12 protein-coding genes are annotated in these 16,431 nt (G+C 70.8%); 3 read left to right on the top strand and 9 right to left on the bottom strand.

The window, feature by feature from the left end:
• Window positions 1–80 precede the first annotated feature (80 nt).
• A complete protein-coding gene (locus MK786_RS14095) occupies window positions 81–2,300 on the bottom strand; it encodes an NADP-dependent isocitrate dehydrogenase (RefSeq protein WP_241112871.1) in 2,220 nt (739 codons plus the stop codon).
• A 142-nt stretch (window positions 2,301–2,442) separates the two neighbouring features.
• Between MK786_RS14095 and MK786_RS14090 the strand changes: the two genes are divergently transcribed.
• Window positions 2,443–2,895 (top strand): GNAT family N-acetyltransferase, encoded by a 453-nt coding sequence (locus MK786_RS14090; protein WP_241112870.1) that lies wholly within the window; start codon window positions 2,443–2,445, stop codon window positions 2,893–2,895.
• A gap of 181 nt (window positions 2,896–3,076) precedes the next feature.
• Window positions 3,077–4,000, top strand: coding sequence for a BadF/BadG/BcrA/BcrD ATPase family protein (locus MK786_RS14085; protein WP_241112869.1), 924 nt, complete (start codon window positions 3,077–3,079; stop codon window positions 3,998–4,000).
• Between the two features lie 53 nt (window positions 4,001–4,053).
• Here MK786_RS14085 and MK786_RS14080 read toward each other — a convergent pair whose 3' ends face one another.
• The 7 genes from MK786_RS14080 to MK786_RS14050 form a co-directional block, all read right to left on the bottom strand.
• Window positions 4,054–5,871, bottom strand: a complete 1,818-nt coding sequence (locus MK786_RS14080; protein WP_241112868.1) for an ABC transporter ATP-binding protein — start codon at window positions 5,869–5,871, stop codon at window positions 4,054–4,056.
• Window positions 5,868–7,709: an ABC transporter ATP-binding protein gene (locus MK786_RS14075; protein WP_241112867.1), complete on the bottom strand. Its 1,842-nt coding sequence runs from the start codon at window positions 7,707–7,709 to the stop codon at window positions 5,868–5,870. Before MK786_RS14075 ends, MK786_RS14080 begins: the two co-directional genes overlap by 4 nt.
• A 411-nt stretch (window positions 7,710–8,120) precedes the next feature.
• Entirely contained in the window at window positions 8,121–8,633 is a 513-nt protein-coding gene (locus tag MK786_RS14070) for a methylated-DNA--[protein]-cysteine S-methyltransferase (RefSeq protein WP_241112866.1), read from the bottom strand.
• Window positions 8,630–10,153 (bottom strand): AlkA N-terminal domain-containing protein, encoded by a 1,524-nt coding sequence (locus MK786_RS14065; RefSeq protein WP_241112865.1) that lies wholly within the window; start codon window positions 10,151–10,153, stop codon window positions 8,630–8,632. The genes MK786_RS14070 and MK786_RS14065 overlap by 4 nt, the downstream gene beginning before the upstream one ends.
• 296 nt (window positions 10,154–10,449) lie before the next feature.
• On the bottom strand, window positions 10,450–12,054 hold the full coding sequence (gene purH / locus MK786_RS14060) for a bifunctional phosphoribosylaminoimidazolecarboxamide formyltransferase/IMP cyclohydrolase (protein ID WP_241112864.1): 1,605 nt from the start codon (window positions 12,052–12,054) through the stop codon (window positions 10,450–10,452).
• Window positions 12,055–12,077: 23 nt separating this feature from the next.
• Window positions 12,078–12,725: a phosphoribosylglycinamide formyltransferase gene (gene purN, locus MK786_RS14055; RefSeq protein WP_241112863.1), complete on the bottom strand. Its 648-nt coding sequence runs from the start codon at window positions 12,723–12,725 to the stop codon at window positions 12,078–12,080.
• Window positions 12,726–12,729: 4 nt separating this feature from the next.
• On the bottom strand, window positions 12,730–14,202 hold the full coding sequence (locus tag MK786_RS14050) for a DUF6350 family protein (protein WP_241112862.1): 1,473 nt from the start codon (window positions 14,200–14,202) through the stop codon (window positions 12,730–12,732).
• Between the two features lie 120 nt (window positions 14,203–14,322).
• On the opposite strand from MK786_RS14050, the gene MK786_RS14045 reads away from it, so the two are divergent.
• Window positions 14,323–15,795, top strand: a complete 1,473-nt coding sequence (locus MK786_RS14045; RefSeq protein ID WP_241112861.1) for an NCS2 family permease — start codon at window positions 14,323–14,325, stop codon at window positions 15,793–15,795.
• A gap of 127 nt (window positions 15,796–15,922) precedes the next feature.
• On the opposite strand, the gene MK786_RS14040 is transcribed toward MK786_RS14045, so the two are convergent.
• Complete coding sequence (locus MK786_RS14040; RefSeq protein WP_241112860.1) at window positions 15,923–16,363, bottom strand: nitroreductase family deazaflavin-dependent oxidoreductase; 441 nt, start codon at window positions 16,361–16,363, stop codon at window positions 15,923–15,925.
• Window positions 16,364–16,431: the final 68 nt, after the last annotated feature.

Here is a 16,431-nt window from a genome sequence, read left to right as displayed (position 1 = left end):
CCACCCGGGGTGGGGGTGGGGGCTGAACCGTGATGGGGGTCCCCCCCCCCCCCCGCCCCCCCCTCTTCTGTTCGTCGTGATCAGCCCAGCGCGTCGATGATCTCGTTGAACGTCCTGGACGGGCGCATGACCGACTCGACCAGCGCGGTGTCGGGACGGTAGTAGCCGCCGATGTCGGCGGGCGATCCCTGTACGGCGATCAGCTCGGCGACGATGTCGTCCTCCCGGGCCGCGAGCGCTTCGGCGACCGGCCCGAAGGCCGCGGCGAGGGCGGCGTCGGCCTGCTGCGACGCCAGCTCCTGAGCCCAGTACAGGGTCAGGTAGAAGTGGCTCCCGCGGTTGTCGATCGTGCCCAGGGCGCGTCCTGGCGACTTGTCGTTCTCGAGGAACGTGCCGGTGGCGGCGTCGAGCGTGTCGGCGAGGACCTGCGCGCGCACGTTGCCGGTCGTGGTCGCGAGGTGCTCGAGCGAGGCGGCAAGTGCGAAGAACTCGCCGAGCGAGTCCCACCGCAGGTAGTTCTCCTCGAGCAGCTGCTGCACGTGCTTGGGCGCCGAGCCGCCCGCGCCTGTCTCGAACAGCCCGCCCCCGGCGAGCAGCGGGACGATCGAGAGCATCTTGGCGCTCGTGCCGACCTCCAGGATCGGGAAGAGGTCGGTCAGGTAGTCGCGCAGCACGTTGCCCGTGACCGAGATGGTGTCTTCGCCCTTGCGCAGGCGGTCGAGCGAGTACTGCGTCGCCGCCGCCGGAGCGAGGATCTCGATCGTGAGGCCGTCGGTGTCGTGGTCGGCGAGATACTCGTGGACCTTGGCGATGAGGGCGGCGTCGTGCGAGCGGGTCTCGTCGAGCCAGAACACGGCGGGAGCGCCGGTCGCGCGGGCGCGCGTGACGGCGAGCTTCACCCAGTCGCGCACCGCGATGTCCTTCGTCTGTGTGGCACGCCAGATGTCGCCCGCCTCGACGTCGTGCTCGATCAGCACCTCGCCGGCGCTGTCGACCACCTGCACCACACCGGGCGCCGCGATCTCGAACGTCTTGTCGTGGCTGCCGTACTCCTCGGCCGCCTGCGCCATGAGCCCGACGTTCGGGACCGTGCCGATCTGGGCGGGGTCGAGCGGTCCGTGAGCGATGACATCCTCGATGACCGTCTGGTAGACGCCGGCGTAGGACGAGTCGGGGATGACCGCGAGAGTGTCGGCCTCGCCGCCGTCGACGCCCCACAGCTTGCCGCCGTTGCGGATGAGGGCGGGCATCGAGGCGTCGACGATGACGTCGGACGGCACGTGGAGGTTCGTGATTCCCTTGTCGGAGTTGACGTACGAGAGGCGGGGGCCGCGCTCGAGGTCGGCCTGGATGGCGGCCGCGATGGCGTCGCCGCCCTCGACCGACGGGAGACCGGCGAGGATGGCGCCGAGACCGTCGTTGGGGGTGAGGCCGGCCTCGGCGATCTTGTCGCCGTACGTCGCGAACACATCGGCGAAGAAGGCCTTGACGACGTGCCCGAAGATGATCGGGTCGCTGACCTTCATCATCGTGGCCTTGAGGTGCACCGAGTAGAGCACGTCATCGGCCTTCGCTGCGGCGAGCGTCTCGGCGAGGAACGCGTCGAGCGCAGCGGCCGAGAGGAAGGTGGCGTCGATGATCTCGCCCGGCAGCACCTTGAGGCCGCTCTTCAGCTCGGTCGTGGTGCCGTCGGCTGCGACGTGCCGGATCGACAGCACGTCGTCGGCGAGGATGACCGTCGACTTCTCGTTCGACTTGAAGTCGTCGTGTCCGAGCGTGGCGACACGGGTCTTCGAGCCCTCCGCGAACGCCTTGTTGCGGTGGGGATGCTTGCGCGCGTAGTTCTTCACCGACAGCGGGGCACGGCGGTCGCTGTTGCCCTCGCGGAGCACGGGGTTGACGGCGGAGCCCTTGATGCGGTCGTAGCGCGCGCGGACGTCCTTCTCCTCGACGGTCTCGGGCTCGTCGGGGTAGTCGGGGATGTCGTAGCCCTGCGACTGCAGCTCCGCGATGGCCGCCTTGAGCTGCGGGATCGAGGCCGAGATGTTCGGCAGCTTGATGATGTTCGCCTCGGGAAGCGTCGCGAGTCCACCCAGTTCGGCCAGCGCGTCACCCACCTGCTGCTCGGTCGTCAGCTTCTGCGGGAAGGCGGCGAGCACGCGTCCTGCGAGCGAGATGTCTCGGATCTCGACATCCACCCCCGCCTGGCTCGTGACGGCCTTCACAATCGGCAGGAACGAGGCTGTGGCCAGCGCCGGTGCCTCGTCGGTGTAGGTGTAGATGATGGTCGAATCGGTCACCGGGTTCGTCTCCGTTCAGTGGTCTTTCCAGCCTATCGCAAGGGCAAAGTATCTCGACATCGAGATACTTCCCTGGGTGAAGGGGACGTGAACAAGACCATTCGACGATGCCTGGCCGCGTCATCCGGGCTAGCCTGTGCGTATGGCTGATCTGCGACTCGTCGAACTCTCCGCCGCCACGATCGTGGCGGTCAACAATCTGTCGCTCAAGCCCGGTCAGGAACAGTTCCTCGCGCCCGTCAGCTACGGCATCGCCGCCACCGTGGTGAACCCCCAGACGACGTGGCAGCGCGTCGTGCTCGACGGTGACGAGGTCGTCGCCTTCGTCAGCGCGAACTTCGACCCCGACTCCCCCGTCGAGCACTTCCGATCCGTGTTGTGGCGCATCAACGTCGATGCCGACGATCAGGGTCGCGGTGTCGGGCGCTTCGCCGTCGAGCAGCTCCTCGAAGAGGCGCGCAACCGGGGCTTGGACCGCGTGGCCGTGATCTACGAAGCCGGAGAAGGCGGACCCGAAGCATTCTTCCAGCGTGTGGGCTTCACTCCCGTCGGCGAGACCGAGTACGGTGAAGTGATCGCAGAGATCCGTCTCTGACCGACCCTCGCGCATCACCCGAATACCGCAAGCAGCGACACAGCCCGTCCGGGCTCCTGAGACCGGCGGCGGGGCCTCGAGTACCCCTCCCCCTTCGAGGCTCCGTCGCCTTCAGCCCGGCTCCTTCGCACGGCCGCTCGGCCGCTCGGGTGATCGAGGATCCCGCGACGGAAGGGGCGCAGTGACGGCGAGGACTGTGCTGGCGATCGATGCCGGGCAGACGGGCATGAAACTCCGGCTCCGGGCCGGCTCGAGGATCGAGGACGCGCTGCTCCCCGGCATCCGCACACACGAGCCGCTGCTGCCCCAGCTCGCCGGTGCCGTGCGATACGCGGTCGAGAGGTGGCAGCCCGGCGCACAGCTCGTCGTGGCCGCCGGCGTCTCGGGACTCACTTCCAGAGAAGCGGATGCCGCCTCCCTGCGGTCGCTCGTCGCCGGGGCCGGCGCCGGAGAGGTGCTGCTCGCCCACGACTCCACCACCTCGTACCTCGGGGCGATGGGTCCGGGCCGCGGCGCGGTCGTGGCGGCCGGGACCGGAGTCGTCACGCTCGCCGTGGGCGCGGAGCGCGTCGCTCGGGTCGACGGCTGGGGTCACGTCATGGGCGATGCCGGCAGCGGGTACTGGATCGGGCGTGAGGCGCTCGACGCCGTCATGCGCGCGTACGATGGCCGCGGCCCCGCGACCGCGCTGCGCAACGTCGCTGCGGCGCGGTGGCCCGACCTGTCGGAGGCGTACATCGACCTGCAGTCGTCAGCCGATCGGGTGAGCACCGTGGCCTCGTTCGCCGCCTCGACGGCGCAGCTCGCCGAGCGGGGGGACGCGGTGTCGCAGGACATCCTGCGACGTGCGGGGCGTGAACTGGCGCTCAGCGTGTCCACTGCACTCCACCGCGTCGGCGACATCCGCCAGCCCGCGGTGTGCGCGATCGGCGGCGTGTTCGGATCGCCGCTGCTGCGCGCCGCCTTCGAGGACAGCCTGCGCGCCGCTCAGCACGATGCGCGGTTCGTCGCGCCGCTCGGGCAGGGCATCGACGGGGCACTCGCCCTCGCCGACCTCGAGCCGCGGCATCCGCTCGCCTCTTTCGTCTCGTCCGCAGGTCGCTGAGACGACGGATGCCCCGGCCGCGCGAAGACGGCCGGAGCATCCGTGTGCGGTCGTCAGACCAGCGACTCGCGCCACGCCGCGTGCAGCTTGGCGAATCGGCCGTCGCCGCCGATGAGCGCCTGGGGCGCGTCGTCCTCGATGATCCGGCCGTGCTCCATGACGAGCACGCGATCGGCGATCGCGACCGTCGACAGCCGGTGGGCGATGATGATCGCCGTGCGGTCGGCCAGCAGCGTCTGCAGGGCGTCCTGGATCTGGCGCTCGCTCGGGATGTCGAGCGAGGCGGTCGCTTCGTCGAGGATCAGCACCGCGGGATCGGCGAGGAACGCGCGCGCGAACGAGATCAGCTGTCGCTGCCCCGCCGAGACGCGGCCGCCGCGCTTGTTCACGTCGGTGTCGTAGCCGTCGGGCAGCGCCTGGATGAAGGCATCCGCGCCGACCGCCCGAGCCGCGGCCTGGATCTCCTCGAACGTCGCGTCGGGCTTGCCCAGCGCGATGTTGTCGGCGACGGTGCCGCTGAACAGGTACGCCTCCTGCGTCACCATGACGATGGCGCGTCGAAGGTCCTTGGGGTGAAGGTTGCGCAGGTCGACACCGTCGAGGGTCACCGCGCCGCGTGTCGGGTCGTAGAACCGTGACACGAGCTTGGCGAGCGTCGACTTGCCTGCGCCGGTCGTTCCCACGAGCGCGATCGTCTGACCGGCCGGGATGTCGAGCGAGAAGTCCGGCAGGATCACGCGGTCGTCGGAGTATCCGAAGAGCACGTCGTCGAAACGCACATGCCCGCGGGCGCTCCAAAGGTCGACCGGCTGCACCGGGTCGGGCACCGTGGGCTGCTCCTCGAGCACGCCCGACACCTTCTCGAGCGCCGCCGTCGCGGACTGGTACGAGTTCAGGAAGAACGCGACCTCCTGCAGCGGGGAGAAGAAGTTGCGCACATAGAGCACCGCCGCCAGCAGGATGCCGACCTCGATCGCACCGTCGATCACGCGGTAGCCGCCCCACAGCAGCACCAGCGCCACCGTCACCGAGGCGACGGCCATGAGCCCCGGCTCGAACGTGCCGAACAGCTTGATCGAGCGCATGTTGACGTCTCGGTAGTCGCTGGCGAGCTCACCGAACTCGTCATCGTTGCGGGGCTCCTTGCGGAACGCCTTGACGGCGCGGATGCCCGTCATCGTCTCGACGAACTTCACGATCACCTTCGCACTCACCACGCGCGACTCGCGGTACACGCGCTGAGAGCGCGTGTAGAACCAGCGCATCAGGAGGAAGAGGGGGATCCCCATGACCGCGAGGATCACGCCTGACTCCCAGTCGACGAGCAGCAGCGCGATGAGGGTGAATCCGCCGTAGAGGATGCCCGAGACGAGCTCGTTCAGACCCCCGTCGAGCAGCTCGCGGATCGAGTCGAGGTCGCTCGTCTGGCGAGAGATGATGCGGCCCGAGGTGTACGACTCGTGGAACTCGAGGCTGAGGCGCTGGGTGTGCAGGAAGATCCGCTTGCGCAGGTCGAGCATGATCGCCTGCGTGAGGCGGGCCGCGACGACGACGTACCAGCCGATGAGGCCGGCGCCGGCGATGCCCGTGGCGAGGTAGACGACCACGACGCCGATCGTGGGCAGCCAGTTCATCTGTTCGACGGCCGCCGGGAGCGCGTTGTCGATGCCGAACGCGATCAGCGCCGGGCCGGCGACGCGGAAGGCCGTCGACACGACGAGGACGATGGCGGCGAGCCAGAGCTGGCCGCGTACGGGCGTGACGAGCGAGCCGAGCAGGCGCAGCGAGCGCTTGCGGATCGCCTTGCTCTCGACGCGCGTGTAGTCGGAGCGGTCTTCGCCGCTGGTTCCGGTGACGGTGGCGGTGCTCACAGGTTCACCTCCCTCTCCCGCAGGCGGGCTTCTTCGACCTCGAGGCTCGAGATCACATGTCGGTAGTGCTCGCTCTCGCGGAGGAGCTCGGAATGCGTGCCGACCGCCGTGATGCGCCCGGCTTCGAGCAGGGCGACGCGATCGGCGAGCATGACGGTGGACGGGCGGTGCGCGACCACAAGCGCAGTCGTCTCGTGCAGCACCTCGCGCAGCGCGTCCTCGACGAGAGCCTCGGTGTCGACGTCGAGCGCCGACAGGGGGTCGTCGAGCACGAGCACCGCCGGGCGCGCCGCGACCGCCCGGGCGAGCGCGAGCCGCTGACGCTGACCGCCCGAGAGCGACAGGCCCTCCTCGCCGATGATCGTGTCGACGCCGTCGGGCAGGTCGTCGACGAACCCGGCCTGGGCGACCTGGAGCGCCTCGCGCATGATGGCCTCGGCCTCGGGGCTGCCCGGGGCGAGGTCTTCGCGACCGAGCAGGACATTGTCGCGCACGGACTGCGAGAAGAGCGTCGCATCCTCGAAGGCCATGCCGACGTGGCGGCGCAGCTCGTCGAGCGTGAGATCGCGCACGTCGACGCCGTCGAGCGTCACCCGTCCCTGCGTCACGTCGTAGAGACGCGCCGGCAGGGTCGTCAGTGTGGTCTTGCCCGAACCGGTCAGACCGACGAGAGCCATCGTCTCCCCGGGGCGGAGGGCCAGGTCGATGCCGTCGAGCAGATCCCGCTCGCGGGCCGCGGCATCCTGATACCGGAAATGCGCGCCCTCGAAGACGAGCGCGCCGCGCGGACGATCGATCGTGCTCGGCGTCTCGGGGTCGACGATCGCATTCTCCTCGTCGAACACCTCGAAGATGCGGTCGGTCGCCGTGCGGGCGTCGAGCGTGAACGAGAACAGGAACCCGATCGACTCCATCGGCCACCGCAGCACCGTCGCCATCGCGAAGAACGCGATCAGCTCTGCGGTCTGCAGCTGCCCGATGGACGCCAGGTAGATGCCGGCGCCGAGGCACAGCGCGAAGGCGATGTCAGGCAGCAGCACGAGCCAGAACCAGATCCAGCCGATCGCCCGCGCCTTGCTCAACTCGGTCTCACGGAGCGTCTCGGCCTGCCGGGTGAACTTCTGCAGGGCGTGCTTGCCGCGGCCGAAGGCCTTGAGCACGCGGATGCCGTGGACGCTCTCCTCGACCGAGGTGGCGAGGTCGCCCGCCTGATCCTGACTCTGCCGGGCGAGTGTTCCGTACGTCTTCTCGAAGCGGTAGCCCGCATACCAGAGCGGAGCTGATACGAGGAGGAACACCGTGCCGAGCAGCCAGTGCCAGCGGAACAGCAGCACCGTGCCCACGAGGATGGTGAGCACGTTGACGACCAGCAGCACGATGCCGAACGCCATCCAGCGTCGCAGCATGCTGATGTCCTGCATCATGCGGCTGAGCAGCTGGCCCGACTGCCACTTGTCGTGGAACGACACCGGCAACCTCTGCAGCCGGGAGTAGAACGTCTGGCGGATCTGGTACTCGACCTTGGTGGCGGGGCCGAGCACGAACCAGCGTCGCAGCCACACCATGAGCGCCTCGGCGAGGCCGAGGGCGAGGATCGCGGCGGATCCCCAGATGATCTGCGTGAAGTCGCCGGAGGCGATGGGGCCGCCGACGATCGCTTCCAGGACGAGCGGGATGGACAGCGCGAGGAGACTTGCGAGGAGCGCGCTCGCGGCGCCGAGCGCCAGGCGCGGCAGCACCGGCTTCGCGAACGGCAGCAGCCGGGCGAGCGCCTGCGGGGTGGACTTTTCGGACCGTTTCGACGGAGCGGTCTCGTCGGGGAGGGCGGTGGTGGTCATGATCCTTGTGGGAGGTGGTGCGATGACCCGGCGTCGGGTCGGGAGGGTGCGCGAGGCGCGACGGAGCCCCGGTGAGGGGAACGCTCCGGAAGGCGGCGGTATGCCGAAGCCGGCGGAATCGCCGGAATGCGGACGGGAGCTGTTACCCCTGTGCGCGGAAGCGCTCCGGCCCGGCGATGCGGAGGACGAAGACGGTCTTCGCGGCGATGGCGGCCTGGGACATGGCATCCTCCTCGGTGAGAGCGGAACGGGGCTGCCGCGGCCCGTTGAGCGCGACAGCCCTCCAGCCTATACCTGGGAGTTCGCTGCATGCAACAAGCGTTTTCCGGCGGTGGCTGCCGTCGGCGAGGCGGACGATGGCGGCGGGTGCCATCGACCGAGGACGACGGCGGTGGCAACCGGCGCGCTGGCTCAGCCGATGAGCGCGGGCACGCCCGCCTCGCGCGCGAGCAGACGCTGCTTCACGTCGACTCCCCACGCGAACCCGCCGAGCGCTCCCCCGGTGCGCAGCACGCGGTGGCACGGGACGAACAGGGCAGGCGCGTTGCGCGCGCAGATCGATGCCGCCGCGCGAACGGCGCTGGGCGAGCCCAGGACGGTCGCGAACTCGGCGTAGGTGAGCGGTCGCCCCGGCTCGATCCGGCGGAGGGCGTCCCAGCCGGCGAGCTGCATGGCCGTGCCGTGCTGCGCGACCGGGACGTCGTCGATCGCGGAGAGGTCGCCGTCGTAGTACGAGACGACGGCGGCCGCGGCATCCGTCACCCCCTCGGTCACCGTCGCCGGGCGGTGACCCGCCCGGAGACGGCCGAGGAGGCGCTCGACGTCGTCGGTCCACCCCGATGCGAGCACGCGCTGGGCGTCGTCGGCGAGGATCGTGAACGCGCCGTCGGGGGTGTCGATGGTCTGGATGGTCGCGACGCTCATGCGCTGGCTGCTTTCTGGAGATCGGATGCCGCGCCCCGGCGTGCACGCGCGGGCTTCGGCGGGACGGCGCGCCACAGGTGCGCGGTGAGGTAGCTGCGCCACGGCGCGGTGCGAGACGCCCACTCGGTGAGCGGCTTGGGGTCGGCGGGAAGCCCGGCGGCCGCGGCGCCGGAGCGCACCGCGACGTCGCCGGGGAGGAACACGTCGGGGTCGCCGAGCACGCGCATGCGCACGTAGTCGGCCGTCCACGGGCCGATGCCCGGCATGGCGAGGAGTGCGGCGCGCTGCTCGGCGCCATCGTCACCGGTCGTCAGCACGAGGCTGCCGTCGGCGAGCGCGGCGGCGGCACCGACGATCGACCGGATGCGGGCGGCGGGACCACGCAGCACCTCGGCGCCGTGCTCGGCGATCGCGGCCATCGTCGGGAAGAGGCGGGTGCTGCCGTCGAAGCCGTCGACCGTCTCGCCGAGCGCGGAGGTCAGGGCGGACAGCGCCGTGCGTGCGGCGACGACGGTGATCTGCTGCCCCACCATGGCCCGGATCAGCATCTCGTGCGGGTCGGCCGCACCCGGGACGCGGATGCCGGGGAGCGCGGAGACGAGCGGTGCGAGCTCCGCGTGCCGCGACAGCGCCTCGTCGACGGCGATCGGGTCGGCGTCGAGGTCGAACAGGCGCCGGGCGCGCGTGACGAGCGTGGACAGATCGCCCAGGTGCGTGAGCCGCGCCCGCAGCCGCATGCGGCCGACCTCGTCGACGCGCAGTTCGAACCACGCCGGCCCGCCGGGCAGACGCAAGGTGCGGGCGAATGTCGTGGGCGTCGCGACCTCGGCGCCGTCGACCGCGCGCGCGGCCATCCAGTCGAACAGCCCGTCGGCGTCGAGCGGGCCGCGATGCGGCAGCACGAGGTCGATAGACCCCGGGGCGGGAACGGTGCGGGTGCCCGCGACGACGCGGCGCCGCGCGCGCAGCTCGAGCGGCGACATGCCGAACACTTCGCGCACCGTGTCGTTGAACTGACGGACGCTCGCGAACCCGGACGAGAAGGCGACGTCGGCCGCGGGCAGGTCGGTGCCGACGAGCAGCATGCGCGCGGTCTGCGCACGGTGGGCGCGGCTGAGCGCGAGCGGACCTGCGCCGAGCTCGGCGCTCAGCAGCCGCGTGAGGTGGCGAGACGAGTAACCGAGGCGCCGCGCGAGGCCCGGCACCCCCTCCCGCTCGACGACGCCGTCGGCGATGAGCCGCATCGCCCGCCCGGCCGTGTCGCCCCGGAGGTTCCATTGCGGGGACCCCGGAGCAGCCTCGGGCAGGCATCGCTTGCACGCGCGGAAGCCCGCCTCATGCGCGGCCGCGCTCGTCGGGTAGAACGTGACGTTCGAGGGCTTGGGGGTGCGCGCCGGGCAGCTCGGACGGCAGTAGATGCCCGTCGAGCGCACGGCGGTGACGAACTGCCCGTCGAAGCGCGTGTCGCGCGAGTCGATCGCGCGGTACCGCTCATCGAAGGTCATGGCCGGGCTGCTCATGACCCCAGCCTTACACGGACCGCCGACATCCACTCGCGGAAATCGGACACGACTGTGATTCCAACCCCGTCTCCCCATCCCCCGCTCACCCGGCGCCCCCGCTCACCCGGCGCCCCCGCTCCCCCGGCGCCCCCGGCGCCCCCGCTCGCCCGGCGCCCCCGCTCCCCCGGCGCCCCCGCTCGCCCGCGAGACCGCATCCGTGAACCGAGAACGCAGACGGCAGGTGCAGTCTCGGCGCAACGATGCAGTCTCGCGAAAGGACCCGGGGGTCCGGAAAGGGCGGCGCGAACGCGCGGTCAGTGGAAGAAGTGCCGCTCGCCGGTGAAGAACATCGTCACGTTGGCGGCGCGGGCGGCTTCGATGACCTCGTCGTCGCGCACCGATCCGCCGGGCTGCACGATCGCCGAGATGCCGGCATCGATGAGCACCTGCGGGCCGTCGGCGAAGGGGAAGAAGGCATCGGATGCCGCGACCGAGCCGGCCGCGCGATCGCCGGCGCGCTCGACGGCGAGGCGGCACGAGTCCACGCGGTTGACCTGGCCCATGCCGATGCCGACCGTCGCCGACGCCTTCGCCAGGACGATGGCGTTGGACTTGACGGCCCGGCACGCCTTCCACGCGAAGATGAAGTTCTGCATATCGCTCGCCGCGGGACGCTCGCCTGAGACGAGCTCCCAGTCCTTGGCGACCGAATCGATGTCGGACGGGAAGCGGTCCGCGTCCTGCAGGAGCAGTCCGCCCGAGACGAGGCGCACGTCCATCCGCTCCTGCTGCCAGTCGTCGGGGAGCTGCAGCAGGCGGAGGTTCTTCTTGGCCCGGAACACCTCGAGGGCGGCCGGCTCGAAGGACGGGGCGACGATGACCTCGGTGAAGATGTCCTTCAGGTTCTCGGCCATCTTGAGCGTGACGGTGCCGTTCGCGGCGATCACACCGCCGTAGGCCGACACCGGGTCGCACTCGTGGGCGCGCAGGTGGGCGCTGGCGATGGGATCGAGTGCGTGGGGAGCAGCCACCGCGATGCCGCACGGGTTGGCGTGCTTGATGATCGCGACCGCAGGCTTGACCATGTCGAAGGCGGCGCGCAGCGCGGCGTCGGCGTCGACGTAGTTGTTGTACGACATCTCCTTGCCCTGCAGCTGGGTCGCCTGGGCGATGCCGTGGCCACCGGCGCTCGTGTAGATCGCGGCACGCTGGTGCGAGTTCTCGCCGTAGCGCAGGGTGGCGAGGCGCTCGGCCTTGATCGTGAGGTGCTGCGGCAGGTCGCCCTCGCCGAGGGTCTGCTCGGCGAACCACGTGGCGACCGCGCGGTCGTACTCGCAGGTGTGGGCGAAGGCGCGTGCGGCGAGCTCGCGACGCTGGTTGAGCGTCGTCCCGCCGCCGGTCACGGCCTCGATGATCGCGGGGTACGACTCGGGTGAGACGACGATCGCGACGTTGGCGAAGTTCTTCGCCGATGCGCGCACCATCGCGGGGCCACCGATGTCGATCTGCTCCACGACGGCGTCCCCCTCGGCGCCGGAGCGCACCGTCTCGACGAAGGGGTAGAGGTTCACGACGACGAGCTCGAACGGCTCGATGCCGAGCTCGCCCAGCTGCTGCTTGTGGTCGTCGAGGCGCACGTCGGCCAGCAGGCCCGCGTGCACGCCCGGGTGAAGCGTCTTGACGCGGCCGCCGAGCGATTCGGGGAAGCCGGTCACCGTCGCCACGTCCGTCACGGCGTGGCCTGCCTCGCGGATCGTCGCGGCCGTCGAGCCGGTGGAGACGATCTCGATGTCGGCGGCGGCGAGCGCGTCGGCCAGCGCGAGGAGATCGGTCTTGTCGCTCACCGACACGAGCGCGCGACGGATCGGGACGACGTCGCGGTGGTGGTACAGGGCGGGGTCGGTGGTCGGGCCGGCCATGGGAGGATCTCCTCGTCGGTGGGTCAGGAAGCGGGGGATCTCGACGCGTCGCCGTCGGCGGCGGTCGATGCGGCTGCCGCGCCCGCGGATGCGGCATCGAGATCGAGCTCGCCGTTCGCGATGCGACGGACGACGTCGATCACAAGCCGCCGCTCGACGGGCTTGAGGCGGTCGTGAAGCGTGTGCTCGTCGTCGCCGGGGAGCACGGGGACGCGCTCCTGGGCGAGGATCGGGCCGGAGTCGACCCCGTTGTCGACGATGATGACGCTGGCTCCGGTCTGCTCGACGCCGGCTGCGAGCGCGTCGCGCACGCCGTGGGCGCCGGGGAACTCGGGCAGGTAGGCGGGGTGGGTGTTGATGATGCGAGGCGACCACTCGTCGACGAGCGGTGCCGGCAGGAGACGCATGAGACCGCTCAGCACGACCAGGTCGGGACGCCACACCGCCAGCTGCCTGCCGAGCTCGGCGCCCCACTCCTCTCGCGAGCCGAACTGGGCCCACGGGACCATGAACGAGGGGATGCCGTACTCCTCGGCGTGCGCGAAGCCCTCGGCCTCGCGGTCGGCGCCGACGACGACGATCTGGGCGGGATACTCGGGGTCGGCGGCCGCATCGAGCAGAGCGCGCAGATTGGACCCTGTGCCCGAGATGAGGACGGCGACCGTGAGCACCCGGCTAGTCTACCGGCGCGCCCGAGCCGGGCCGTCGAGGGCCGAGATCGAGCGTGGGATGCTCGTCGACGAGGGGTTCGGGCGCAGCATCCCGAACCTCCTCGTGAGGCTCGAAGGGCGTGTGCGCGCTCGGGACGTCCTCGCGGGATGCGTGGGCGTGCGACCGGCCGCGCGGCGACAGCAGGAGGATCGACGCGCCGACGAGCACCTCGATCCCGACCGCGAGGGCGACGGGTCCGGGTTCCGGGCCGACGTGCGCGAGGCGGCCCGGACCGAGCGAGCCGGAGGCGATCGCCGCGAGCAGCGCGGCCGCTGCGGCCGACGCCACCGCGATGCCCGCCGCGATGGCCAGCCGCGCCGCGATGGGATCCTCGCCAGCTGCGGGCCGGTCGTCGGGGTCGGGCTCGATCACGGGGGCAGAGGCGAGCAGTCCCGACAGCACGACGGGTCCGGCGTCGTTCGATGCGGCGGGCGCGGGGACGCCCGTCGCGTGCGTCGCGACCAGGCGCGACCGCGCGATCCAGCCGGCGAGAGCGCCGAGCGCAACGGGCACGAGCGCGAGCAGCAGCAGCCACGGCGTCGTCGACTCGGGGATCGCACCGAGGATCGGGATGCCAGGTACGACGCCGGTCTGCGTGCCGGACGGCGACACGGCGGTGCCGTCGCCGAACACGAAACCCGGGCCGGCTGCGAACGCCATGCCCCACACCGCGAGGGTCGGGAGGTAGGCCAGCTGGGCGAGGGTCACGACCACGGCGCCGAGAACGTCGACGTTGCCCGCCTGGAACAGCGCGACCACCTCGCCGCCGCGCAGCAGCACCGCGAGCGCCGTCACCAGCGCACCGAGCCCGATGAGACCGACCACGACGACCGCCGTCCCGCGCGCGATCAGCCCCGGGGTCTCGCCCCAGCCGTGGGGAGCGGCTTCCACGCGGTCGCGCACCCGGGCCACCGGGCCGGCGCCCGCCTCGCGCCACTCCGTGACGACGGCGCCCGCGAGCGAGAACAGGCCGAAGACCAGCATCGGCACGAGGATCGCCTGCCACAGCTCGGCGTCGGCGACGAGGTTCTGCGACGTGAAGCCGGCGAGGGTGGCAAGCACACCGAACACCAGGGTCCCCGTCACGACACCCGTCGCCCAGCCTTCGGCGCGCGATGCCCGCACGCCCGACCGCGCGGCGAAGATCATCGTGAAGCCGGCGAACGCGAGCGGAGCCAGAGAGAGGGTGAAGGATGCCGCGGCCGGGTCGATCCCCGTCGCGGCGACGTACTCGGCGGGGAGTGTCACGAGGAGCGGCACGAGGTTGCCGAACTGCCAGGCCGTGACCGCCGTGGGCCACAGCGCGGACCAGTCCGCGCCCGCGCCGAACGTGAAGACGAAGAGCAGCGTCAGCGGGGCGAGGGTCACGGCGATGCCGACGGCGACCGCGATGGCGGCGTCGACGGCGGAGAGGAGGGCGACGGTGAGGCGATGCATGCGCCATCGACCCTACCCAGCGCCGAGCCGACGTCCCGGCGGCGATGCGGCCGGTCGCGGCATCCGGTCCGGTCATCGGCGCAGGTCCGTGAGCACTAACGTTTAGCGCGGAGGTTATTCATGAGCACAACCCCGTCGCCCGTCGTCGACACCACCGCAGAGTCCCCCGAACCACGCAATGGCGTGGACCGCTTCTTCGAGATCACGCGCCGCCGTTCGACGGTCGGAGCCGAGGTCCGCGGTGGTGTGGTGACGTTCGTGACGATGGCCTACATCGTCATCCTGAACCCGATCATCCTGTCGGGCGGGATCGACGTCGACGGCAACTCCCTCGGGTTCACGCAGGTCGCCGCCGTCACGGCGCTGACCGCGGGCGTCATGACGGTGCTGTTCGGCCTGGTCACCCGCCTGCCGTTCGCCTTCGCCGCCGGCCTCGGGATCAACTCGTTCCTCGCGGTGTCGGTCGTCGGCCAGGTCACCTGGGCGGAGGCGATGGGCCTCGTGGTGATCAACGGCCTCCTCATCGTGCTGCTCGCCGCGACCGGCCTGCGCCGCATGATCTTCGACGCCGTGCCGGTGCAGCTCAAGCTCGCGATCACAGTCGGCATCGGCCTGTTCATCGCCTTCATCGGCTTCGTCGACGCCGGCTTCGTCACGACGACCGGCGCGTCATCTCCCCCGATCGGCCTGGGCGTCGACGGCTCGGTCGCGACGGTGCCGACGCTCATCTTCGTGTTCACCCTGCTGCTCACCGGCGTCCTCGTGGCCCGCAAGGTCAAGGGCGGCATCCTCATCGGCCTCGTCAGCGGCACCGTCCTGGCCGTCGTCGTCGAGGCGATCTGGAACATCGGCCCGAAGTTCACCGACGACGGCGTCAACCCCGGCGGCTGGGGGCTCTCGGTTCCCGAGCTTCCCGCGTCGCTCGTGAGCATCCCCGACCTGTCGCTCATCGGCCAGGTCTCGTTCGGATCGTTCGAGCGCATCGGCGTGCTCGCCGCGCTCATGCTCGTCTTCACGCTCGTCTTCACGAACTTCTTCGACGCGATGGGCACCATGACGGGCCTGTCGAAGGAAGCCGGCGTCGCCGACGCCAAGGGCGACTTCCCGCGCCTCAAGTCCGCGCTGATCGTCGAGGGCGTCGGCGCGGTCGCGGGCGGCTACGCGTCGGCCTCGTCGAACACGGTCTTCATCGAGTCGGGTGCCGGCATCGGCGAGGGCGCACGGACCGGCCTCGCCAACGTCGTCACCGGCGGACTGTTCCTCGTCGCGATGTTCTTCACGCCGCTCGTGTCGATCGTGCCCACCGAGGTCGCGGCCGCAGCGCTCGTCATCGTCGGTGCGCTCATGATGGCGCAGATCCGCTACATCGACTTCTCCGAGTTCTCGGTGCTGCTGCCCGTCTTCCTTGCTGTGACCGTGATGCCGCTCACGTACTCGATCGCCAACGGCATCGGGGCGGGCTTCATCTCGTGGGTGATCGTGCGGGCGCTGTCCGGCAAGGCGAAGGAGATCAGCCCGCTGCTGTGGATCGTCGCCGCCGGGTTCGTGCTGTACTTCGCGCGCGGCCCGCTGGAGGTGCTCCTCGCGGGCTGACCGCGCAACGTCGGAGATCTCGCGAGAAACGCCGGGATGAGGGATGCCTCGTCCCGGCGTTTCGCCATGATGTCCGACGTTACGCCCGGCGCCAGGCGCGAGGCGCCGGGCGCGAGGCGCCGGCGGGTCAGGCCTCGATGGGCTCCAGCAGGAACACGGCGATCTCGCGATCGGTCTTTGCCTGGTACGCGTCGTAGTCCGGCCACACCTCGACCGCACGCGCCCACCACTCGGTCCGCTCGTCGCCCGACAGCTCGCGCGCCAGGTAGTCGCGTTTGACGGCGCCGTCCTGCAGCTCGACGTGCGGGTTCGTGCGGATGTTCCAGTACCACTTCGGCGGCTCGGGATGCCCGCCCTTCGACGCCACCGCGAGGTAGCGCCCCTCGCGCTCGACGCGCATGAGCGCGGTCTTGCGCAGGCCGCCGCTCTTCGCACCGACCGACGTCAGCACGATGATCGGCACGCCGCGCAGGGTGTTCGCCTTCTGCCCGTCCGAGGCCTCGTACGCCTCAGCCTGCTTGCGGGCCCAGTCGGAAGTGGACGGCTTGTACTCTCCGGTCAGCGGCATTCCCTCACCCTAACCCGGCATGACGGCAGGTCGGCCGGGCTCGACGCCCGACCAGTCGCGCTGCCGAA

The organism is Microbacterium sp. CFH 31415, assembly GCF_022538185.1.
In the GTDB taxonomy this organism is placed as follows: Bacteria; Actinomycetota; Actinomycetes; order Actinomycetales; family Microbacteriaceae; genus Microbacterium.
Note: the sequence above shows the minus strand (reverse complement) of the source record. Positions and strands in the feature narration are given on the sequence as shown.